This window comes from Corynebacterium sp. KPL4035, from assembly GCF_037908325.1.
GTDB classification, from domain to species: domain Bacteria; phylum Actinomycetota; class Actinomycetes; order Mycobacteriales; family Mycobacteriaceae; genus Corynebacterium; species Corynebacterium kefirresidentii.
This window is the reverse complement of sequence record NZ_JBBMGF010000005.1, coordinates 139,170-161,442: the sequence shown is the minus strand read 5'-3', so window position 1 is coordinate 161,442 and position 22,273 is coordinate 139,170. Positions and strand designations below refer to the sequence as shown.

The following is a 22,273-nucleotide window of genomic DNA, read 5'->3' as shown; positions in this document are numbered from 1 at the left end:
GGTCGGTGGGAAGGAGGGGGGATAGGAAGGCGTCGATAAGCGCGAGCTCTTTGCGGGTAGGAATGGCCGAGAGATCATGGGCCTCAGCGGGCATGGGGATGTCCGGGGCGCCGCAGCGGAGGAACAAAAAACGCATGCGCACCATGCTACGCGCGCTTTTTTGGCCGGGAAAGTGTAAAGTTGGAGAGTATTTTGGCTTCAATAATGAGGAAGTGACTAAACAATGGCAGCGATCGTCATTGTCGGCGCCCAATGGGGCGACGAAGGCAAGGGCAAAGCGACCGACATCCTCGGCGGCAAGGTTGACTACGTGGTCAAGCCGAACGGCGGTAATAACGCCGGCCACACCGTCGTGGTAGGCGGCGATAAATATGAGCTGAAGCTCCTGCCGGCCGGCATCTTGTCTGAGAACGCTACCCCAGTGCTGGGCAATGGCGTGGTAATTAACCTCGAGGCGCTCTTTGATGAAATTGATGGCCTCGAAGCCCGCGGTGCGAATGCCTCGCGCCTGAAGATTTCCGCCAATGCGCACCTAGTAGCCCCTTACCATCAGACGCTCGACCGCGTGCAGGAGCGTTTCCTGGGCAAGCGCGCGATTGGTACCACCGGCCGCGGCATTGGTCCGACCTATGCCGATAAGGTCGCGCGCATTGGCATTCGCGTCCAGGACATTTTTGATGAGTCCATCCTGCGCCAGAAGGTCGAGTCTGCGCTGGACATTAAAAACCAGATGCTGGTGAAGATGTACAACCGCAAGGCCATCGAGGCAGACCAGATTGTGGACTACTTCTTGAGCTACCGCGATCGCCTACGCCCGATGGTTATCGATGCTGAGCTCGAGCTCAACAAAGCCCTCGAGTCCGGTAAGCACGTACTCATGGAGGGTGGCCAGGCCACCATGCTGGATGTGGACCATGGCACTTACCCGTTCGTGACCTCGTCTAACCCGACCGCCGGTGGTGCTTCCGTGGGCTCGGGCATTGGCCCAACCCGCATCAAGACCTCGCTGGGCATCATCAAGGCCTACACCACCCGCGTGGGCGCTGGCCCGTTCCCCACCGAGCTCTTTGATAAGTGGGGCGAGTACCTGCAGACCACCGGCGGCGAGATTGGTGTGAACACCGGCCGCAAGCGCCGTTGTGGTTGGTACGACTCCGTCATTGCGCGCTACGCCACCCGCGTGAACGGCTTCACCGATTACTTCCTGACCAAGCTGGACGTTCTTACCGGCATTGGTGAGATTCCTATCTGCGTGGCTTATGACGTCGACGGCAAGCGCTACGACGAACTGCCGCTTACCCAGTCCGAGTTCCACCACGCCGAGCCCATTTTCGAGACCATGCCGGCCTGGGACGAGGACATTACCGAATGTTCCACCTTTGAAGAGCTGCCGCAAAAGGCCCAAGACTACGTCCTGCGCCTAGAGGAACTCTCCGGCTGCCGCATCTCCTACATCGGCGTCGGCCCTGGCCGCGACCAGACCATCGTGCGTCACGATGTGATGGAAGACCAGTAAGGATGTAGTCCTTATTAGCGTGGTGTGAGAGCCCCACCCTCTAGCACAGCTGACTTGGCTCTCTGCACGATGTTTTTTAGCCCTCCTAGTAGACAACAAAGGTTCCTATCCCCACCTAGCTCTTGGTCCCTCTAAGGGATTTAGCCCTAATTGAGCGAAAGCGCCCGTGTACCGCCCCTGAGACGGAGCACGGGCGCTGTGGCATTTCAGTGCCCTTTAAGCTGCTCGCAAGACCGTGACATGCCGGCATAGGTCCTTCCCTGTTGAACATAACCAAAAACTCATCTAAAGTTAAGTTCGCTTTAAGTGCAGAGAGTTTTCAGCTTTCGCGGGCCCAATTCCCGCGTATTTCAACACAGGGAGTTATTTCAATGATTGTTAAGCTTTTGAGCGGCCTGCTAGCCACGATTATGGGCTTCTTCGGGCTGGGCGCCCCGGCACAGGAGGCTGCGCCGGCACCTGAGCAGGAGCAGGTTGCTGTTGCTGAGCAGGGCAACACCGACGACGTGCAGGCTCTTATCGACGCCGCCCATGCCGAAGCCGGCTACGAGTTCATCAGCGTCCGCTACGAGGGCGACACCGCCAATATTGCTCTGAACCCGGAGACCTACAACTCGGACAAGGACGGCGATACCTTTGAGGCAGTTTCCCAGCTCCTGCAGGAAAAGGGCTACCAGGTCACTGCTGTTCTTTAAGACTTAATTCATTTCAGGATCCGCACTGCGGCCTCGGTAAAGCATACGCTTGCCGACGCCCGTGCGGATTTTTCTTTGCCCAATTTTCCCTCACCCATGTGCGAGACCCCTAAGTGTGATTGTGGCAACCCTAGGTAGAGTTTTTGCTCACATATGCCTTCTTGAAGGTGAATGGCAATGGGGGTTAAGGCTTACTGCATGTCTAGTATGTCGAACGTGCGTGCACCCTATCGAACGCTCTCCAGTCACACCTGTAACACCAACTTTCTATGGATAATTCCGGAGTAATGCGAAGAAAGTCCGTGCAAATCTCTCTCTTGAATTTGCACGAAGTTAGATAAAACGCAGCGTATGGAAGTGTTTACATGGGTCTAGTTAAATCTAATCTTAGTATTGGTTAAGCTACCGGCGTAACTCTTTAGCCTTAGAAAGCGCGTAGCGGGCGTCGAACATATGTATTTAATACTAGGTTGGCCGTAAAAATAAACGCATCTACCTGCGGGTATGAGATTAGAAATCCTGCATAACGTGTAGTTTTCTAATATTTTCTGGCTGGCGCCTTAAATTTTCCCGTGATACTATCCTGAGAGCACAATAAGGGTTAATTCAGGTTCGGGTTCAAAACCCTGATTAACCGCAGTGTGTTCAAGTCTCAATTTCAGGTTCTGCTCAGCGAAAACACTCGCTGTACAGGAAAACGAATGTAAGTATTTGTACCGCTCGAAGAGGAAAGAATGAGTAAATTAAGAAGCATATCCCGAGAGGGGTGGATGGTCTTTACCGCAGTGCTTGCTGCAATTGCGGTAATCGCGGCCATGGTCACCGTTCCGGGTAGTAAAGCAGAGGCTGCTGAGCCGACAGACTTTACGCCAAACGAAGAGATGGGCGGTAGGGTTAATGTAGGCACCGACGCCCAGGCGTGGGGCTCTCTGACGTGGGCAGGTCCCCCTAAGGATGGCACGCAGGCAAACCCAAATAACGACGTGGGATGGGCTTGGTGTATAGATCCCCTTGACAAGTACCCAAATAACAAAACTAGCGTTTTGTACTCGAAGGACAACGCGACAAAATTGAGCATTCCTTCCGAGTATCGGGACGCTGTGATTCGGTTAGCTCTCGAGTGGCAAAAGGCCATCGAGGCTGGGGATAAGGCCGCTGCGGGTACGTATGTGGTATACATGACAGCGCTGGTAAGTGAACGTCCGGATAACAGGACTGCGGCCGCCTATACCATCAACGGGCAAAATCCCAAGTACATGAACCCTTATGGTCTAGTCAACTTTCCGACCTTTAATGGCTCTATGGAAGAGTTTACAGATCTAACGGGTCTTGAGATTGAGAGCGCTTATAATCCGGGAACTAACGAAAATGGTGGCGGCCCTTCTTTCAAGAAGGTTTCAGAGATTCCTGAGCAACCTGAAGACTATTTCGTCACTGTGGTTCTTCCGGTTGATAAGAGTGGGAACAGGGCTCCAGGCATGCAGCGAGTAATGCCGCCGGATCAGCCGGGTCTGCCCGACGATGAAGGTGAAACTGAGGAACCTACTACTTCTCCGGAGACTCCGAAGACGGAAGAAAATCCGTCCGATGAGACCACTCCTGAGAATCCGGGTGAGGAAACTACCCCTAATAGTGAGACGACTTCCGATTCTGAGCCGTCTAACACTGAGGAAACCACTCCTGAAGATTCCACTACTGAACCGACCTCCCCTGAGGAGACCACCAAGGTAACCGAGCCGACCGCTCCGGTTCCCGGTACTGAAGAGCAGGAGAAGAACCTCGAGCCGAAGATTGGAACCGAGGCTTCTTTTGAAGGCGACAAGCAGCAGGTTGTTGCTGGCACCACCGTTAAGGACAAAGTTCACTACGAGGATCTGGTTCCGGGTAAGAAGTACACCTTGAAGGCTGAACTGCGTAACAAGGCTGCTGACGAGAACGGCGAGCACGCTATTCTTGGTACCGGTTCTGAGACCTTTGAAGCTAAGGGTGAGTCTGGCGACGTTGAGGTAGAGATTGACGTCGATAAGCAGCTGGAGAAGCCAGTTGCTGCTGCCGTTGCTTTCGAGAAGCTGTACTCCCACGAGGTGGACGAGAGCGGCAAGGATGCCCCGAACGACTCTGGCGATGGCAACTTCATTGCGGAGCATGAGGACATTAATGACGAGGCGCAGACCGTCAATACCAAGTGGAACCCTGAGATCCACACGGAGGCCAAGATTAAGGATGGCGACCGTGTAGAGAAGGGCGCCACGGTTATTGACACTGTGACGTATAAGGACCTTGTTCCGGGCAAGAAGTACACCCTGAAGGCGAAGCTGATTTCCAAGGCAGATGGCGAAACCGTACTGGGTGAAGGCTCCGAGGAACTGGTTCCGGAAGAGTCCGCCGGCAAGAAGGACGTCGAGATCACTGTCAACGACAAGGCAGATCCTGCTGTTGACGCTGCGGTTGCCTTCGAGAAGCTGGTATCTACCGAGGTAGATAAGGACGGCAACGAGACCACTGGCTCCACCGATGAAAACGTGATTGCTACTCACGAAGACATCAACGATGAGAAGCAGACCGTTAACACCAAGTGGGCCCCGTCCATTAAGACCAACGCTGATTTTGACAACGCTAAGCAGGTAAAGGCTGGCGTCACCGTCAAGGACACCGTTACCTACACCGACCTGGTGCCAGGTAAGGAATACACCCTGAAGGCTGAGCTGCGTAACAAGGCAGAGAATGCTGAGGGTGAGCACGATGTCGTCGGCAAGGGCGAAGTAACCTTCACCCCGAAGAAGTCTGCCGGGGAGCAGGTTGTTGACATCAAGGTCAACGACGATGTTGAGGGTGTCATCAAGGCTGCTGTCGCATTCGAGGACCTGTACTCCAAGCAGGTCGACGAGAACGGTAAGGAAACTCCGAACTCTGACGAAGAGAAGAAGATTACCGAACACCGCGACATCGATGATGAGGATCAGACTGTAACTTCTAAGCAGACTCCGAAGATCAGCACGAATGCTGATTTTGAGGATGGTTCTCATGAGGTTGTTGCTGGTGCCAAGATTGTTGATGAGGTTTCCTACGAGGGTCTGGTTCCGGGCAAGGAATACACTCTGAAGGCTGAGCTCATTTCCAAGGCCGATGGCGAGACTGTCCTGGGCAAGGGTGAAGCTACCTTCACTCCGGAGAAGTCCGAAGGCAAGGAGCCTGTCACCATCACCGTCAACGATGATGTGACTGAGCCGGTTGAGGCTGCGGTTGCGTTTGAGGAGTTGACTTCTACTGCGGTCGATGAGTTCGGTGAGGAGACTCCGGATGCTTCTTCGGATAATCCGAATGAGATTGCTGAGCACAAGGACATCGATGATGAGGATCAGACTGTAACTTCTAAGCAGACTCCGAAGATCAGCACGAATGCTGATTTTGAGGATGGTTCTCATGAGGTTGTTGCTGGTGCCAAGATTGTTGATGAGGTTTCCTACGAGGGTCTGGTTCCGGGCAAGGAATACACTCTGAAGGCTGAGCTCATTTCCAAGGCCGATGGCGAGACTGTCCTGGGCAAGGGTGAAGCTACCTTCACTCCGGAGAAGTCCGAAGGCAAGGAGCCTGTCACCATCACCGTCAACGATGATGTGACTGAGCCGGTTGAGGCTGCGGTTGCGTTTGAGGAGTTGACTTCTACTGCGGTCGATGAGTTCGGTGAGGAGACTCCGGATGCTTCTTCGGATAATCCGAATGAGATTGCTGAGCACAAGGACATCGATGATGAGGATCAGACTGTGACCTCCGAGGATGAGCCGGAGACCTCTGCTCCGGAGACCACCACCTCGAAGGAAGAAGTTCCGGGTACGCCTGGTGACGGCGACGAGACTTGTGAGTCTGAGGAGCCGGGTAACTCTGAGAGCGAGAAGCCTTCCGAGTCTGAGGAACCGTCTTCCTCTGAGTCCAGCGAGCCGTCTGAGTCTGAGTCTGTAGAGACCACGTCCTCTGAGGCTTCCGAGACCTCTGAGTCTGACGAGCCTTCGGATTGCGGTTCGACTACTCCGGAGAAGCCGGGCGAGCCTTCTGAGTCGACCGAGCCTAACGAACCGGGCACCCCTGGTGACAACGACGAGAAGGACACCCCGAAGGTTTCCACTAATGCGGACTTCGAGGGCGGCCTGCGTGAGGTTGTTGCTGGTGCCAAGGTTGTGGACCAGGTTTCCTACGAGGGTCTGGTTCCAGGCAAGGAATACACTCTGGACGCTCAGTTGATTTCCAAGGAAGACGGTAAGACTGTTCTGGGTGAGACCAAGGGCCACAAGTTCACTCCGGATGAGGCTAATGGCACTGAGGCTGTCACCATCGTTGTCGATGAGAAGGTAACTGAGCCGGTTGAGGCTGCGGTTGCTTTCGAGACGCTGACTTCCACTCAGGTGGATAAGCACGGTGAGGATAAGCCTGCCGATGAGGACAACCCGAATCCGGTTGGTGAGCACAAGGACATCAACGATGATGACCAGACTGTGACCTCCGAGGGCTCTGAGAAGACCCCGAAGATCACCACTAACGCTGACTTCGAGAAGGGTTCCCACGCAGTTATTGCTGGTGCCAAGATTGTTGATGAGGTGACCTACGAGGGTCTGGTTCCAGGCAAGGAATACACCCTGAAGGCTGAGCTCATTAACAAGAAGGATGGCAAGTCTGTTCTGGGTACCGGTGAGAAGACCTTCACTCCGGAGAAGTCCCACGGCATGGTCCCTGTGACCATTACCGTGAACGATGATGTGAAGGAGCCTGTCCAGGCTGCGGTTGCCTTCGAGGAGCTCACCTCCACTGAGGTCAACGACAAGGGTGAGGAGACTCCGGGTACTACTCCGGAGAAGCCGAACCACATCGCTGAGCATAAGGACATCGACGATGATGACCAGACCGTGATTTCCCACGAGGTTGAGGATCAGGACAATCCTGACGATGACACCTCCAACGGTGGATCCTCTAACGGTTCCTCCAAGGACAATAAGTGGTGGCTCATCCTGATTCCGGGCATCGGCTTGGGCAAGATCATCAAGGATCACTTCGACCACAAGGATCATGGCAACCACAACGGTGGCCACGGTGACAACACCAGCAGCCACAATGGCGGCCACGGTGACAACACCGGCAACCACAATGGTGGCAATGGTCACGAGGTCAAGGGTCAGGACGCTCCTAAGGGCGGCAACTCTGACAATGGAAACGGCCGCGGCGTCGAGGTCCAGGGTCAGGAACCTGAAGAGACTGGCAACGCACTGCCATCCAACGCCGAGCGCGTTGAGATTAAGTCCGTACCGTCCGGCGCAACCGAGCTTGAGCCGGGTATGCAGGATTACATCAAGTAGTCCATAAGCATCGGTGAGGCGCCCCCCGGGTCGCCCCACCGGGGTTGAGACTTAAACACCAAAAATCCCCTCCAGGGTGTGACTGCACACGCTGGAGGGGATTTGCATATAACCTGCACAGGGTAGAGAAATCGAGGAAGTGAAGGAAGCTAGCTATGGGAAAGCACAGGGAGCCAGAGCAGCCGGAGGAAAACGGCGCTTCGCAGTATCCGGCGAGTGGGGAAGAAGGGGGCGTCGGCAAGCGGGGCATGGGTCGTGGCAAGCTGATCGCTATTATCGCGGCCATCATTGTTGTGGCGTTGATCTTTTTGCAGGTAGTGCTGTATCTGGCGCGCGATGATGGAGATGAGGCCGGCTCGGCGCCGGAGACGGTGGCCAGCGAGAGTGCCCCTGAGGAATCTGGGCCGAAGTCCGATGCTTTTGTGGATGATTCGGGCCAGCAGGAGCACGAGTATGAGGCCGCGCCTGGTGAATTCAAGGGCTTTGAAGGCATGTCCGTGGGCATCGATGGCGAGTACGCGGCCGTAGACCCCGTACAGGTCACGGACCAGGGCGTGCTGCTTCCGCCGCACGACGTCACCCGCGTGGGCTGGTACTCCGCCTCCGCAGTGCCGGGTGAGCCGGGCAATGTGGGCTCGAGTGTGATTACCGGCCACATTAACTACCAGGGCCAGGGTACCGGTTATGCGGAGAAGTTCACCAAGCTGAAGAAGGACCAGGAATTCACCGTGGTCATCGACGGCCAGGAGCGCACCTTCCGCGTGACCGAGGCGCCGTACCGTCTGCCCAAGGGTTCCGGTTTCCCGGATGTGGTCAATGATAAGGAAGGCGAGAACCGCCTGGTTCTTATTACCTGCGGCGGCCAGTTTGTTGGCGGCGCACTGGGTTATGAGGACAACATCATTACCGTAGCGGAGCCGGTAGGCGAGCCGGAGCAGCCCGCCGAGCAGCCGGCAGGGGAGGCTCCGGCTGAGGCTCCTGCAGCCTAGGCGGAAATGTTTCAGGCGCCCTGTGGAATTGCCCACAGGGCGCCTTTTCTTATCCGTGGCACCTGGCATGTGGGTAGTGGGGTTGGGGCCTAAATATGAAATAATTTAGGGCAGTAACCGCCGCTGCCTGCGGCTTAGAAGGAGCATTTTCATGGATAATCCAGGCGAGATCGCCGGTCATATTGGCACGCCGCTGACCAGCAATGCCACCAAGGTATTGCTGCTGGGCTCAGGCGAGCTGGGCAAGCAGCTGGCCATGTCCTTCCAGAACCTGGGCCTTGAGGTCCACGCGGTGGACTCGTATGCGGGGGCGCCGGCACACCAGGTGGCGCAGTATAGCTACGTCGCCGATATCAAGGACGCCGGGCGCATCCTGCAGCTAGCGCAGGAGATTCAGCCGCACTTTGTGGTCCCAGAGGTAGAAACCGTTGCGGTAGAAGCGCTGGAAGAGATAGAAGCGCAAAGTGATGCCATCGTGGTCCCCTCGGCTCGCGCCTGCGCCATGACGCAGGATCGCCAGTGCGTGCGCGAGGTGGCCGAGAATATTGGATTGCCGGTCTCCGCGTATCGCTTTGCTAGCTCATTGGAGGAGCTAGAAGAAGCAGTCGGGGAGCTGGGCTTTCCGTGCATCATTAAGCCGGATGTCTCCACCTCCGGCAAGGGCCACATGATTGCCCGAGATGAGGACGATGTGCGTGTGGCCTGGGAGACCGTGCGGCGGGTGTCCTCGGACTCGCAGCGCGTGGTGGCCGAGCGTTTCGTGGACTTTGATCTTGAGGTCACCCTGCTAGCTATCCGCTCCATCGACCCGGCCACGGGCAAACTGGCCACGTGGTTTAGCGAGCCCATCGGACACCGCCACGAGCGCGGCGACCTCGTAGAGGAGTGGCAGCCTACTGGAATGAGCGAGATTGCGCTGGAAAATGCCCGCTCTGTGGCGGCGCGCATCTCCAATGAGCTGGGTGGTCGCGGCGTGTACTGCGTGGAGCTTTTTGTCGCCGGCGATGACGTGTACTTTTCCTCCGTCTCCCCGCGGCCCTCGGATACGGCGATGCTTACCGCCTACACGCAGCGCTTTTCCGAGTTTGACCTGCACGCGCGCGCGATTTTGGGCTACCCCATTGACGCCACCCTGGTCACCCCGGGTGCCAGCGTGGTCATCCACGCGGACGAGGAGCTGAATGAGGTGGCCTATACCGGCGTCGCCGCGGCCCTTAGCTATGCGGAGACGGACGTGAAACTCTTTGGCAAGCCGGGGGCCTACAAGGGCCGCCGCATGGGTTTGGTCTCTTCTACTGCAGAAAATGTGGAAGAAGCGCGCGACCGTGCGGCTCTAGCGGCACACAAGATCGAGGTGACCACCACGCCGGGTCTGCTGGCGCAAGGCGGCGCCCGCGGCATCGATCCAGAAACCGAGAATGTTCCCGATATTGAGGTCGTGGAGTACGAAGGCGGCGTGGAGCTCGATCCGAAGCTCGCCTCCGGCGTGGACGACGCCGACTAGGAGGCGGCCAGCTGTCCAAGCGTCTAGCTGGCGGGGCGCAGCATCGGCTGGTGGGGGACTCCTTCGTCGTCGAATAGCTCGCCTACCGGAGTAAAGCCAAAGCCGGCGTAATAGTCCACGAGGCCGGCCTGCGCCTCTAGGTAGAGCGGCTTGCCTGGGTGCATGCGCTCGCCTAGGTCGACGGCCGCCTGGAGAAGTTCGCGGCCGAGGCCCGTGCCGCGCGCGGCGGGCGCGAGCGCGAAGCGGCCGATTTGTGCGCCGGTGGCGTCGGCAAGCGCGGCGTCAGTAGGCGCAGCCGGAAAGACGCGGGCCGTGCCGAGCAATTCGTGGGAGTCCGTATCCCAGGCCAGCAGGTGCACGGTCTGGGGGTCGGCGTCGGTGGCGTCAATCTCGGCATACGGGCAGCGCTGCTCGTGCACAAAGACATCCACCCGCAGCTTGTAGAGCTGGTGGACGTCCAAGGCTGCCAGTTGACCCAAGGGCGCGGCGGAAATGAAATGCGGCATGGGCTAGGCCTGCGGACCGGCGTGCTTGACCATCTCGTCCCACTCGACGATCTTGATGCGCTCGCGGCCGTGCGGCTCGCCGGCGGCGCGCTCCGCGGCATCCAGGCGGTGCCAGCCTTCCCAGGTGGTCACGGCGATATCGCGGGAAGCCAGGAAGTCCAGGATGTCCTGCGGATCGCGCTTGGTGGCAGGCTCCAAGTCACCGGCCTTGTAATCGGCGATGAGCATGGTGGTGGTGTCCTTGGCATCGGACTTGGTATTGCCAATCAGGCCTACTGGGCCGCGCTTAATCCAGCCGGTGGTGTAGAGGCCAGGCAGCTTTTCGCCGTCGACATTGGCCAGCACATGGCCGCCGTCGTTTGGCATGGTGGCCTTGGTCTCGTCGAAGGGCACACCGTCGACGGACTGTGGGTGGTAGCCCACCGCGCGGTAGACGGCCTGGACCGGCCACTCGGTGTACTTGCCGGTACCGGTTACGGTACCATCGCCGTTGAGCTCAGTGCGCTCGGTCTTGATGGCGGTGACATGACCGTCTTCACCCAGTACCTCTACCGGGGATTCGAAGAAGTGAATGTAGAGCTTGTGCGGGGCATCGCCCGGCTCGCGCATAGCGTAGGACTCTAGCGTCTGGCATACCAGGTCGGTGGACTTGGCGGCGCGGCGTGCCTCCTCGGAGGCGGCGTCATATTCGATGTCCTCGGGGTTGACAATGACCTCAATGGTCGGGGACTCGTCTAGCTCCTTGAGCTCCTTCGGCGTGTACTTGGCCTGTGCCGGGCCGCGGCGGCCGAAGACGTGGACCTCCTTGGCGCGGTTTTTCTTCAGCGCTGCGTAGACATTATCCGGGATCTCGGTAACGAGCAGCTCGTCGGCGGTCTTGGCCAAGATACGAGAGACGTCGAGGGAGACATTGCCCACGCCCACGACGGCGACGGATTCTGCGGAGAGATCCCAGTCGCGCTCGAAGTTGGGGTTGCCGTCATAAAAGCCTACGAACTCGCCCGCGCCGTGATTGCCCTTAAGATCCTCACCGGGGATGCCCATGCGCTTATCGGCGGTGGCGCCGGTGGCGAAGATGATAGCGTCGTAATACTCGCGCATCTCCTCGACGGTGATGTCCTTGCCCACCTCGATATTGCCCAGGAAGCGGATCTCTTCTTTTTCCATAACGTTGTGCAGGGACTGCACGATGCCCTTAATACGCGGGTGATCCGGTGCCACGCCGTAGCGGATCAAACCGAACGGCGTTGGCATCTTTTCAAAAAGATCGATCTGCACATCGAGGTCGGATTTCACTAGAAGGTCAGAGGCGTAAATGCCTGCCGGGCCGGAGCCGACCACGGCGACGCGCACTGGGGTAGTCATGTGCTTAGGGTGTCCTTTCTTTCGTTGTGCTGCATATTCTACGCGGTCACTATGCGATAAAAACCACAGCATTACTAACCCCAGTTTAGGGCGGTCACGATAGGGCATAGGAGGGGGTAAATCGCGTACAGTGGAAGAGTCACCGCGTGTTAATAACTGTGATGGATGACATGAAGTTATGACACGCGTTAATTGTGTTCAAGTGACCGTGAATGAAAGGTAATTTGCATGTCTGCATCCCATTCTGCAGTTATCAGCACTATCGGCCGTGGCTTTGATGGCCTCGACGTGTCGGCCCTAGCCCAAGACTTGGGGGCGGAGTTCATCCGTCTCGAAGACTTTGACCCCACCGTCGCCGCTGTACTCGCTGAGGTTCCTGCTGCCGAGAACATCGTGGCGCAGGGCACCGGCGATATCTCTTTTGATGCTGAGGTAGCTGCCGCCCTCGGTTTGCCCTTGGCCATCATTTCCGGCGCCCCGCAGCGCACCGGCGAGCTGGCACAGCACAATGCGGAATCCTTGGGTGCCACCGTCGCTGGCATCTTCACCGATCTGGAAGCGGTTCCGGGCGCACTTGCCTCGCTTGGCGACGTCACCCCGGTCATGTCCGCAGACCTCTTCCAGAAGCAGCTCATTGACCAGGCCCGCGCGGCTGGCGCACACATCGTCTTGCCGGAAGGCGACGATGACCGCATCCTCGAAGCCGCTCATGTGCTGCTGCGCGATAAGGTTGCCAAGCTGACCATTCTGGGCAATGAGGCCGATATCAAGGCTCGCGCCGAAGAGCTCAAGCTCGACCTGGCTGGTGCCGAAATCATCAATCACCTCGAGTCCCCGCTGGCGGAGGAATTCGCCGCCGACTTTGCCGAGCTGCGCAAGAAGAAGGGCGTTACCCTCGAGCAGGCGCGCGAGACGATGCAGGACATCTCCTACTTCGCCACCATGATGGTCCACAAGGGCTTGGCCGATGGCATGGTCTCCGGCGCTGCTCACACCACCGCCCACACCATCAAGCCTTCCTTCCAGATCATCAAGACCAAGCCGAATGCTTCCGTCGTCTCCTCCATCTTCCTGATGGTCATGCGCGGCCGCCTGTGGGCCTTTGGTGACTGCGCCGTCAACCCGAACCCCACCGCCGAGCAGCTGGGTGAGATCGCGATTGTCTCCGCACAGACCGCTTCCCAGTTCGGCATCGACCCGCGCGTGGCCATGCTGTCCTACTCCTCCGGTACTTCCGGTTCCGGCCCGGACGTCGAGCGCGCCGTGGCCGCCGTAGAGGCCGCCAAGAAGCTGGATTCCTCCGTCAAGGTGGATGGTCCGCTGCAGTTCGATGCCGCCTGCGATCCAGGCGTTGCTGCGAAGAAGATGCCGAATTCTGAGGTTGCCGGACAGGCAAATGTTTTCGTCTTCCCGGACTTGGAGGCTGGCAATATTGGCTACAAGACGGCACAGCGCACCGGCGGCGCGCTCGCCGTGGGCCCGATTCTGCAGGGCCTGAACAAGCCGGTTAACGATTTGTCGCGTGGCGCGACCGTTCCGGACATCATCAACACCGTTGCAATCACCGCTATTCAGGCTGGAGAGAAATAAATGTCATACGTTCTGGTCCTTAACTCAGGTTCATCCTCCGTTAAATTCCAGCTGGTCGATCCCGAATCCAGCGCCACGGATACCCCGTTGGTTTCTGGTTTGGTCGAGCAGGTTGGCGAGCCCCTCGGCGCTGTCACCGTGAAGACCGGTGGCGAGAAGTACAAGGAAGAGCTGGAGATTCCTACTCACTCCTTCGGCCTTGAGCGCGCTTTTGCCATCATGAGTGAGCACAACGTGGGCCCGACCGACGTGGATGTCATCGCCGTTGGTCACCGTGTCGTCCACGGCGGCCGTCTCTTCTCCGAGCCGCAGCTCATCGTGGACCAGATCGAGTCCATGATTGAGGACCTCATCCCGCTGGCTCCACTGCACAACCCGGCTAACTTGGACGGCATCCGCGTGGCTCGCAAGATGCTGCCGGATATCCCGCACGTTGCCGTCTTCGATACCGCCTTCTTCAACACCCTGCCGCCGGCAGCCGCGCTGTATGCCATCAATAATGAGGTGGCATCCAAGTACGATATTCGCCGCTACGGCTTCCACGGCACCTCCCACGAGTTCGTCTCTCAGCAGGTGCCAGGCCTGCTGGGTCGCGACCCGATGCATACCCACCAGATCACCCTTCACCTGGGCAACGGCGCTTCCGCTGCGGCCATCCGCAATGGCCGCGCCATTGATACCTCGATGGGCTTGACCCCGCTGGCTGGTTTGGCCATGGGTACCCGTTCTGGCGATATTGACCCAGGCATCATTTTCCACCTTGTCCGCCAAGCGGGCATGAGCGTAGATGAGATTGACAACCTGCTCAATAAGCAGTCCGGTGTCAAGGGCATCTCCGGTGTCAATGACTTCCGTACGCTGCGCGAGCGCATCGACAACGAGGACCAGGACGCGTGGCTGGCCTACAATATCTACATCCACCAGCTGCGCCGCTTCATCGGTTCCTACATGATTGCCTTGGGCCGCGTTGACGCAATCACCTTCACCGCTGGTGTGGGTGAAAACGATACCGAGGTGCGCCAGGATTCCCTGTACAACCTGGATATGTACGGCATCCACTTTGATAAGGAGCGCAACCTGGTCCGCTCCGACCAGCCGCGCATGATTTCCACTGAGGACTCCCCGGTTAAGGTCTTTGTCGTTCCGACCAATGAGGAGCTGGCTATCGCCCAGAAGTCTGCCGAAATCGCCGCTATGGCGCGCGAGGCTGGGCTCTACAAATAAGAAGGTTCCTCCCCGGCCAGCGAAAGCGGCCGAGCAGTGAACAAGGGGGCGTGCGGTAAAGAAGACCGCACGCCCCCCCTTCTTTTGTTTTCTGCGCTGTGCGAGCAGATGCGAGCAGATGCAAGAACGCAAGCTAGAAGGTGGTCACGGGACGGACCTGGTTGGCAAGGTCCACGAGGGCGTAGCGGTGGCGGCTAAACGGTGCCTGGCGGGCGAGGGCGCGGAGGGTCTCGGACAGGCCGGTGCGCAGACCGCGTTGGGTGAAGGCGTATTCGAAAAGATCGTTGGGGGAGGCGGCATGGGAAAGATCCGCGTTGCGCAGGAAGTTTAGGCCGGCGGAGATGACGGCGATCTTGATCTGGAGGAAGCGCGGCTCGTTGGTGGGGACCTCTTCGAGGCGTCGGGCAGCGCGGCGGATGCGGGACTCGGAGAGATCGTGGACGATGAGCTGAAGGATCGTCGTCAAGCGGGCCATGCGGTAGTGACGCGAGGCATTAGGAACCTTGTCTAGTACGGTGACGGCGACCTCCACCTCTCCCTCGGAGCGCAGCTGGCGGGCGAGGCCAAAGGAGGAGGACACGGTGGTGGGGTTGGTGGACCACACGATGCCGTAGAGGCGCATGGAGTTAAACCGCAGGGCAGCGGGGTCTTGCGTGACGTGGTTCCAGATTTCTGGCTGGCCCTCAAAGGCGGAGTTGGGGAGATCGGCCAAGGTGGAATGCATATTGGAACAGGCCCGGGCCACCCTGGGATCAATGAGCGAGATTTCGCTGTAGTCCAGTTGCTGCAGGATGAGCTCGTTGATGGCGGCGATGGCGAGTTTGGGTGCCGCCTCGCCCGGAAGGAGATCGAGGACGGCGGAGAAGTATTTCTGGGCGTCTCGGTAGTCATCGAGGAGCAGTTCCGTGATGCCGGCATACCACTGGAAGCGCCAGTCCCGGCCGAGGCGGTTTTCGATGGAGCTGAGCCACTGCCGCGCCTGGCCGGTATAGCCCAGGTCGATCATGGAGCGCACCACGCCGAGTGGAATTTCGGCCGAGTGCTCGTACTCGGGGGTCTGCATGGCCTGGCGGAGGGTTTCGAGGGCTTCTTGTGGCTCTGCGTAGGAAGCACCCTGCAGCAGGCCGGCGCCCACATCGTCGCGGTCTAGCAGCGGGGTGGGCAGGGCGGAGACTACCTCGGGGGCGGTGATCTGGACGGTGCGATCGATGCCGTCAATAAGCTGGTCGGTGCGAAAGACCAAGTGCTTGGTGCCAAAGGTGGTACGTTGCGGCGAAAAGAGCGAGTGCTGGGAAGGATATTGCAGGCCGTCGCGGATGGCAATGACCTCGCGCAGCACGCCGTAGAGCTGGGTGCGCAGCTCCTTGATGGAGGTAAAGCGGCGCTCCGGATCCGGGTCCGTGGCGCGCTGTAGCAGGCGGTATAAGGACAAGAAACGGCGCAGTTCCGGCTCCTCGGTGGGGGTGGGGATACCTGGCAGATAAACGCCGTCTTCGGTAGGAAGCTTGAGGCACAGCGAGGCTAAGGTACGGCCGATGGTGTAGATATCGCTGGCGATGGAAGGCCCCTCGGTGGCGACTTCCGGGGCCTGATAGCCCTTGGTGCCGTAGATATAGCCAAAGGCGCCGATGCCGGAGACCGCGCCCAGGTCAATGAGCTTAACCTGGTCCTCGGTGACGATGATGTTATCGGGCTTTAAGTCGTTATAGACCACCCCGCGCGAATGCAGGTACTCCAGCGCGGGCAGGACTTCCAGGATATAAGCGATTGCGATATCGACCGGCAGTAGTTTGTCCGTCTGCTTTTTCCGCCTGTTTTTAAGCGACGGCCCGCCGACGTACTCCATGACAATAAAGCCGCCGGGTACCCGGGGGTCATCGATGAAGTTGAAAATCTTGCCGATGCCCGGGTGGGTAATATCCGCGAGGAACTCGCGTTCTGCCACCGCAGCGGCGGTTTCATCGGCCGATTTTTGGGCCTGCATACCTTTGAGGACCACCACTCTTCCAGAAACAAAGTGGTCATTGGCCAGGTAAATCCAGCCCATGCCGCCATGGGCGATGACGCCCAAGATTTCATATTGGCCGGCCACCATGTCACCAGGCTGTAACTGCGGTGGCGGGATCTTTTTACCGGAGGATGCCTCGTGTGGGTCGATCAGGGCGTCGGTCGGCTCGGAGGGGGTGATAAACGGCAGCCGCACCATGCCATCGGCCACGCGGCGCTCGGTGCGGTGGGTGCCACGGCGCTCGCGGAAGGTATCGAGTGCGCGGCGGCGCGAGCGCTGCGAGGAGTCCTCCTGGGCCTGCTGGGCGCGCTGCTGTTCGCGCTTAGCCCGGATATTGTCTAGGTCCGCCAAGAGGCTAGAGATATGGTCCGGGTCGATGGAACCATCGCCATCCTCGTCATCGTCTGCGAAGGGATCGAAGGCTACCGCGGAGGTGCCGGTATCACCGTCTGCTTCATCCTCGTCAGCGAAGGGATCAAAGGCCACCGCCGCGGTTGCTTCCTCGTCTTCGTCCGCAAACGGGTCAAAAGCTACGGCTGCGGTGGCGGGGCCGTCGTCCGAGGAGGCATCGCCTAGCGCATCCGGCTCCTGCGCGGAATTGGTGGCATTGGTGGGCTGGCGGAAGGCACGCTGGGTATCAAGGTTTTCCGGCTCGATGTATTCGAGCTCATCATCGCTAAAGTTCGGGTTATGGCTCATGGTTTAGCCTCCTCCTCGATATACTTTCCGGCCGGCAGCGTGGGCTCTTCTAAGTAGGCACCGAGCCACTCCTCAAAAAGGGAAGACCACGTGCCATCGCGGCGTATGCGCTCTAGCGTGGAATTTATTTGGCGCAGCAGTGGGCGGGTGTCATGCTGCTTGCTGGGCAGGCGCACGGCCACGCCGTAGTTTTCGGTTTCCAGCGGTTCGCCCACGATGGAGGTATAGGAATCCTGGGCGGCCATGCCGGAGAGCAGGGCATCATCGACGACGATGCCATCGGCCTGGTTGAGCTGCAGTGCCATGAGGCAATCGCCCCAGGAACGGGTGACCAAGATATCGGCTTTGGGGGCGTGCTCGCGGATGGTATCGAGTGCGGTGGATTCGCCCACACCGCACAGCGTCTTCCCAGCGGTGTCCTTGATGGATTTGATGCCAGATTTGCTGAGCACCAGCATGCGGGTTTGGGTACGCATATAGGGGATGGAAAAGGCCACCTCCCGCTCTCGCTCCGGGCTAATGGTCATCGTGCGCACAATCATGTCCACCGCGCCGGAATTAAGGGCATCGACGCGGTTGGAGGATTCCACGAAGCGGAAGTCCACCTTATTGGGATCACCAAAAATATCGCGAGCAACCTCGCGGGCGATATCTACCTCGAAGCCGCGTACTTCACCCGAGGCGGCGTCGCGGTAACTCAGCAAGTTATTGGAACGGTCCACACCCACGATGAGCCGGCCGCGCTTGACGATGTCCGGCACCCGTTCTTTCGCTTTCTTGTCATCTGGGCGGTAGCTGCCTTTAATGTCTTCACCAGAGGCGCGGTGCACGGGGGTGGTTCCTGCCTTTTCAATCTTTGCCCCATCTGGCAGCGGCGGGCCCGGCTTTGCGTCAAGGGCCTGCTCGGCGGGCGCCTCCAGTGGCGGGGTAGAGCGGACATCGCAGGAAGCCAGAGGCAGCGCGGCGCAGACGCAGGCAAGCGAAGCGAGGACGAGGCGTGGGCGGCGCATTAGAGGTACTCCTGCAATCGGGGACGGATGCCCAGCCACACGGCGATAATGGCGCATAAGGTCAGCAAGAATACGGCCGAGGACACCGCGGTCATGGCGGTCAGGCCGCGTTCCAGGTAGCTGCGCATAGCGACGCGCGCCTGACTAATGAGATCGGAGAGCTCCGCGTCGAGCTCGTCATAGGAACGCGCCGTGGTCATCTCACCGTCCTTGGGCTCGGTGGCCGTGGCCTGGTAGATGGCTTCATCATAGTCGCCGTCTTTCAGCGCGCCCATGAGCTTATCGTGGGTGCCACGCCACTGCTCGGCGGCCGCCCGGGCGCTGTGGATGAGTTCGGGGTCGGTGACCTCCACGTCCTCATCATTGAGGGCATCCTCATAATCCTGCAAGGCCATTTCGATGGAGTTAATCGAGCTGGAAAAGCGCACCATCGTATCCTCCTCGGAGGAACGCAGCACCAGCGCCAGGGTTTCAGAGGTGCGCGCCTGCTGCGCCTCAATACGCGAAGCCGTCAGCGAATCCCATGGGCGCGAGGCTGTCTCAAAGCCCTGGTGGCCGGTGGACCAGGTAGCGAGGTTGGATAGTGCTACCCAAGAAATGGCCAGGAAGAGCAGCACGCTGGCCGTCAAAAAGCCACGATTAAAACGCCGGCGGGTCTGGCGCCACAGCCACCACTGGGCCACAACGAGGAAAAAGAGCGCGGCAAAGAGGCCGGAGAGCGGCACCCACTGCGGCGAAGTGAGCTTTTGCTGCTGCTGGTTTACCTTGGCGGTGGTCAGTTGGAAAAGCTCGGAGGCGGCCGGCAGGATATGCTCGCGCATTAGTGCAGAGGCATTGGACATATAGGAGTTAGCTACCGCATTGCCCGCCCGGTGATTAGAACGGGCCTTTTCCACCATCGCGGTATAGACGGGCAGCTCGCGCTGGATAAAGGTCACCAGCTCGCGCACACGGCCATCTTCCTGTGTGGTACCCAGCACGGATTCGGTGGCTGCCACCGAAGCGGCATCAATAGCTTCGTTATAGCTATCGCGATTTTGCTCTGATTCCACACCGGCCTGTACGAAGCCGGTGGTGGCCACGGTATCGGCCACCGAAAGCGAACTATAAAGGTGGTGCGCCGCATTCGACATCGGTTCGGTAGTGCTTAGCAGCTCGTCCAAATCGGAGTGGCGGGCGGCGGAAGATTGGGACATCGATAAGCCGGCAGCGCCCAGGGCCACGGTGAGGATGAGCGTGACCGTAAAAAGCTTGCCCGGGGTGGTGGAGGCAAAGTAGTAAAAGCGGCGCATCAGGCGCGCCGGGCCTGCGAACCATTGCATGGCGCGGCTGCTGAGCCCGCTGAAGGCCGGGCCGGTGGGCGCGGTGACCTCATCGAGCCAGTGATCGCTCGGGTGAGCGTGCTCGTTGTGCACGCTTTCTGCCCGGACTGCCTGCTCGGTCATTAACTCAGAATAGCGTCCGCAGTGTGCTGGGCGCCACCATATACCCGCGTGTGTGGCTAGGATAGGCAGCATGCATAATCCTCACAGTGGAGACGGCTGGGCGGCAGGTCCTGGCGGCATTCGGGTCTGGGGAAAATTCGGTGCCGCTGGCCTCTTTCTTGTTGCCGGGCGCAAGGTGCTTCTCCAACACCGTGCCGCGTGGACCAATCACGGCGATACATGGGGGATTCCGGGTGGCGCCCGTGATTTTACGGAGACGCCGACCCAGGCCGCGTTGCGCGAAACTCAGGAAGAATGCGCGATTGCGCCCCACGATGTAGAGGTACTCGATGCGCAAGTCACGGCCGGGCCTTATCCCGCAGCGGGGGATCTACCGGGGGAGTGGACCTATACCACCGTGCTCGCGCGCACGCGCACCGGTGTTCCGCTTCCTACTACAGCTAATGAAGAGTCCTATGAGCTGCGCTGGGTGCCTTTCGACGAGGTGGAGACCCTCCCATTATTGGCTGCCTTTCGCCGCTCCTTTCCCACCCTGCGGGAGAGTATGGAGGCATTGAACAGGTAAAGTTGCCAGATTTATGGCACTCTAGTGCCATGATCGAAGTAGAAGGACTGACTAAACAATATAAGTCTGTCCGCGCCGTTGATGATCTCACCTTTCAGGTAAAACCCGGCATGGTCACCGGGTTCCTAGGCCCCAATGGCGCGGGCAAATCCACCACCATGCGCATGATCCTCGGCTTGGATGCTCCTACGGCCGGCAAGGCGCGCATTAACGGCAAGCACTACCACGAGCTCAAGCAGCCCCTGCGTGAGGTGGGTGCCTTGCTCGATGCCAAGGCAGTGCACCGCAACCGCAGCGCCGCTAATCACCTGAAATGGATCGCACAGTCCAATGGCATTTCTACTTCCCGCGTTGACGAGGTCTTGGGGCTGGTAGGGCTTTCCGACGTCGCCGGTAAGAAAGTCGGCGGCTTCTCCCTCGGCATGGGCCAGCGCTTGGGCCTCGCCGGCGCACTGCTCGGTGACCCGGGCATCCTCATTTTGGACGAGCCGGTCAACGGCCTTGACCCGGAGGGCATTCGCTGGGTCCGCCAGCTGGTACGTGCCCTAGCCAAAGAGGGCCGCACCATTTTGATTTCTTCCCACCTGCTGTCGGAGATGTCCCAAACCGCAGATCACCTCGTGGTCATTGGTAAGGGCCGCTTGGTAGCGGACCAGCCCACCTATGACTTTGTGAAGGACCACTCGGAGTCCTCCGTGCTGGTGCGCTCCGATCACCTCGATGCCTTTGGCTCTGCTCTGCGCGCCGAGGGAATCTCCTTTACCGAGTCCACCGACGAGGAAGGCCGCCCCCGCTTGGTGATTGCCAACCAGACCACGGATTTCGTGGGCCAGCTGGCGTACTCCACCGGTGTGCCGCTTAATGAGCTAAGCCTCAAGAGCGCCTCCCTAGAGGATGCTTTCATGGAGCTTACTGGCGACGCCGTCCAGTACCACGGCTCCACCGGCGCCCCCACCCCCGGAACCGCTGGCGCCGCCACTCCGTTCGCTCGACCCACCCAGCAGGAGGTTTAAGTCGCCATGCTGAATACTTTGAAGTCCGAATGGACCAAGCTGCACACCACCCGCTCCTTCTGGTGGACTACCTTCATCTTCCTCTTCTTTGTCTGGGGTTGGGCCATCTTGAATGCTCGCCTTACCCAACCGGCGGAAACCCCCGAGGATGTGGAGTTGGGCATGGGGATTATTACCCCAGATGGCGCAGTGACTTTCCTTTTTTCCCTTGGCCTGCCTGTACTCATGATCCAAGCCATCATGATTGTCACCACTGAGTACCGCTTTGGTACGCAGACCATCACTTTCATGGCCACCCCACGCCGCTGGTCGGTCGCTGTGGTCAAGTTGCTCATGTACGCGGTTATCGCCGCAGCATTGACCTTTGTGGCCGTGGTGGGTGCCTACCTGCTCACCGAGTTTTTTGCTCACGATGAGGTAGCCGCGCAATTCCAGCCTTGGGACGATGAGATGGGGCAGAAGCAGCTGTGGAAGTATCCTCTAGCCGCCGCGCTGCTCGTCCTTTTCTCCCAAGGTCTCGGACTGTTATTGCGCTCGACGGCTGGTTCCGTGGCCATTGGTCTCATCCTCTTCCTCGGCGTGGATAATCTTGTGGCTGCCCTTCCCAAGTTTGGTAGCAAGCTGGTCAACTTTATGCCGTTCAAGTCTTTCCAGTCTTGGCTGTGGGAGATAGATCCGGTTGATGCTCCCTGGAAAGATAACTGGGTATTTTGCCTGGTATTTATTGCCTGGGCTCTCCTTTTGTGGGTCCTCGGCGTCATCGTCCTGCAAAAGCGCGACGCCTAAACACCTCTAACGC

At 59.0% G+C, this 22,273-nt stretch carries 15 protein-coding genes; 10 read left to right on the top strand and 5 right to left on the bottom strand.

What is annotated here, in order from left to right; translation table 11 throughout:
* Positions 1-223: 223 nt before the first annotated feature.
* The 5 genes from WMP96_RS06735 to purT all read left to right on the top strand — a co-directional run bounded on the left by WMP96_RS06735 (position 224) and on the right by purT (position 10,049).
* A complete protein-coding gene (locus WMP96_RS06735) occupies positions 224-1,516 on the top strand; it encodes an adenylosuccinate synthase (RefSeq protein WP_301716751.1) in 1,293 nt (430 codons plus the stop codon).
* 371 nt (positions 1,517-1,887) lie between these two features.
* Positions 1,888-2,211 carry a malonyl-CoA-ACP transacylase gene (locus WMP96_RS06730; protein ID WP_239205399.1) on the top strand — a complete coding sequence of 108 codons (324 nt, stop codon included), beginning with the start codon at positions 1,888-1,890 and terminating at the stop codon, positions 2,209-2,211.
* 734 nt (positions 2,212-2,945) lie between these two features.
* Positions 2,946-7,556 (top strand): VaFE repeat-containing surface-anchored protein, encoded by a 4,611-nt coding sequence (locus WMP96_RS06725; protein WP_340432508.1) that lies wholly within the window; start codon positions 2,946-2,948, stop codon positions 7,554-7,556.
* A 155-nt stretch (positions 7,557-7,711) separates the two neighbouring features.
* Positions 7,712-8,545 (top strand): class F sortase, encoded by an 834-nt coding sequence (locus WMP96_RS06720; protein WP_301716753.1) that lies wholly within the window; start codon positions 7,712-7,714, stop codon positions 8,543-8,545.
* A gap of 151 nt (positions 8,546-8,696) precedes the next feature.
* Positions 8,697-10,049: a formate-dependent phosphoribosylglycinamide formyltransferase gene (gene purT, locus WMP96_RS06715; RefSeq protein WP_301716754.1), complete on the top strand. Its 1,353-nt coding sequence runs from the start codon at positions 8,697-8,699 to the stop codon at positions 10,047-10,049.
* Between the two features lie 23 nt (positions 10,050-10,072).
* On the opposite strand, the gene WMP96_RS06710 is transcribed toward purT, so the two are convergent.
* Positions 10,073-10,555, bottom strand: coding sequence for a GNAT family N-acetyltransferase (locus WMP96_RS06710; protein ID WP_023019981.1), 483 nt, complete (start codon positions 10,553-10,555; stop codon positions 10,073-10,075).
* 3 nt (positions 10,556-10,558) lie between these two features.
* A complete protein-coding gene (locus WMP96_RS06705; RefSeq protein WP_301716755.1) occupies positions 10,559-11,920 on the bottom strand; it encodes an FAD-dependent oxidoreductase in 1,362 nt (453 codons plus the stop codon).
* Positions 11,921-12,148: 228 nt separating this feature from the next.
* Here WMP96_RS06705 and pta point away from each other — a divergent pair, with 228 nt between their 5' ends.
* A complete protein-coding gene (gene pta / locus WMP96_RS06700) occupies positions 12,149-13,510 on the top strand; it encodes a phosphate acetyltransferase (protein ID WP_301716756.1) in 1,362 nt (453 codons plus the stop codon).
* Positions 13,511-14,734 (top strand): acetate kinase, encoded by a 1,224-nt coding sequence (locus tag WMP96_RS06695; RefSeq protein WP_005325574.1) that lies wholly within the window; start codon positions 13,511-13,513, stop codon positions 14,732-14,734.
* A gap of 133 nt (positions 14,735-14,867) precedes the next feature.
* Here the strand turns inward: WMP96_RS06695 and WMP96_RS06690 are convergent, their stop codons facing one another.
* Genes WMP96_RS06690 through WMP96_RS06680 form a run of 3 tightly spaced genes read right to left on the bottom strand, consistent with a single transcriptional unit; the run spans position 14,868 to position 19,896 of the window.
* Positions 14,868-17,441 carry a serine/threonine protein kinase gene (locus tag WMP96_RS06690; protein WP_340432504.1) on the bottom strand — a complete coding sequence of 858 codons (2,574 nt, stop codon included), beginning with the start codon at positions 17,439-17,441 and terminating at the stop codon, positions 14,868-14,870.
* Positions 17,438-18,451: a glutamate ABC transporter substrate-binding protein gene (locus tag WMP96_RS06685; protein ID WP_301716758.1), complete on the bottom strand. Its 1,014-nt coding sequence runs from the start codon at positions 18,449-18,451 to the stop codon at positions 17,438-17,440. The genes WMP96_RS06690 and WMP96_RS06685 overlap by 4 nt, the downstream gene beginning before the upstream one ends.
* Entirely contained in the window at positions 18,451-19,896 is a 1,446-nt protein-coding gene (locus WMP96_RS06680) for a hypothetical protein (protein ID WP_023019975.1), read from the bottom strand. Before WMP96_RS06680 ends, WMP96_RS06685 begins: the two co-directional genes overlap by 1 nt.
* Before the next feature lie 70 nt (positions 19,897-19,966).
* Here WMP96_RS06680 and WMP96_RS06675 point away from each other — a divergent pair, with 70 nt between their 5' ends.
* The 3 genes from WMP96_RS06675 to WMP96_RS06665 are packed head-to-tail and all read left to right on the top strand — an operon-like array spanning position 19,967 to position 22,260.
* Positions 19,967-20,461 carry an NUDIX domain-containing protein gene (locus WMP96_RS06675; RefSeq protein WP_023019974.1) on the top strand — a complete coding sequence of 165 codons (495 nt, stop codon included), beginning with the start codon at positions 19,967-19,969 and terminating at the stop codon, positions 20,459-20,461.
* A gap of 29 nt (positions 20,462-20,490) precedes the next feature.
* Positions 20,491-21,474 (top strand): ABC transporter ATP-binding protein, encoded by a 984-nt coding sequence (locus WMP96_RS06670; RefSeq protein ID WP_023019973.1) that lies wholly within the window; start codon positions 20,491-20,493, stop codon positions 21,472-21,474.
* A gap of 6 nt (positions 21,475-21,480) precedes the next feature.
* Positions 21,481-22,260: an ABC transporter permease subunit gene (locus tag WMP96_RS06665; RefSeq protein ID WP_023019972.1), complete on the top strand. Its 780-nt coding sequence runs from the start codon at positions 21,481-21,483 to the stop codon at positions 22,258-22,260.
* Positions 22,261-22,273 lie beyond the last annotated feature (13 nt).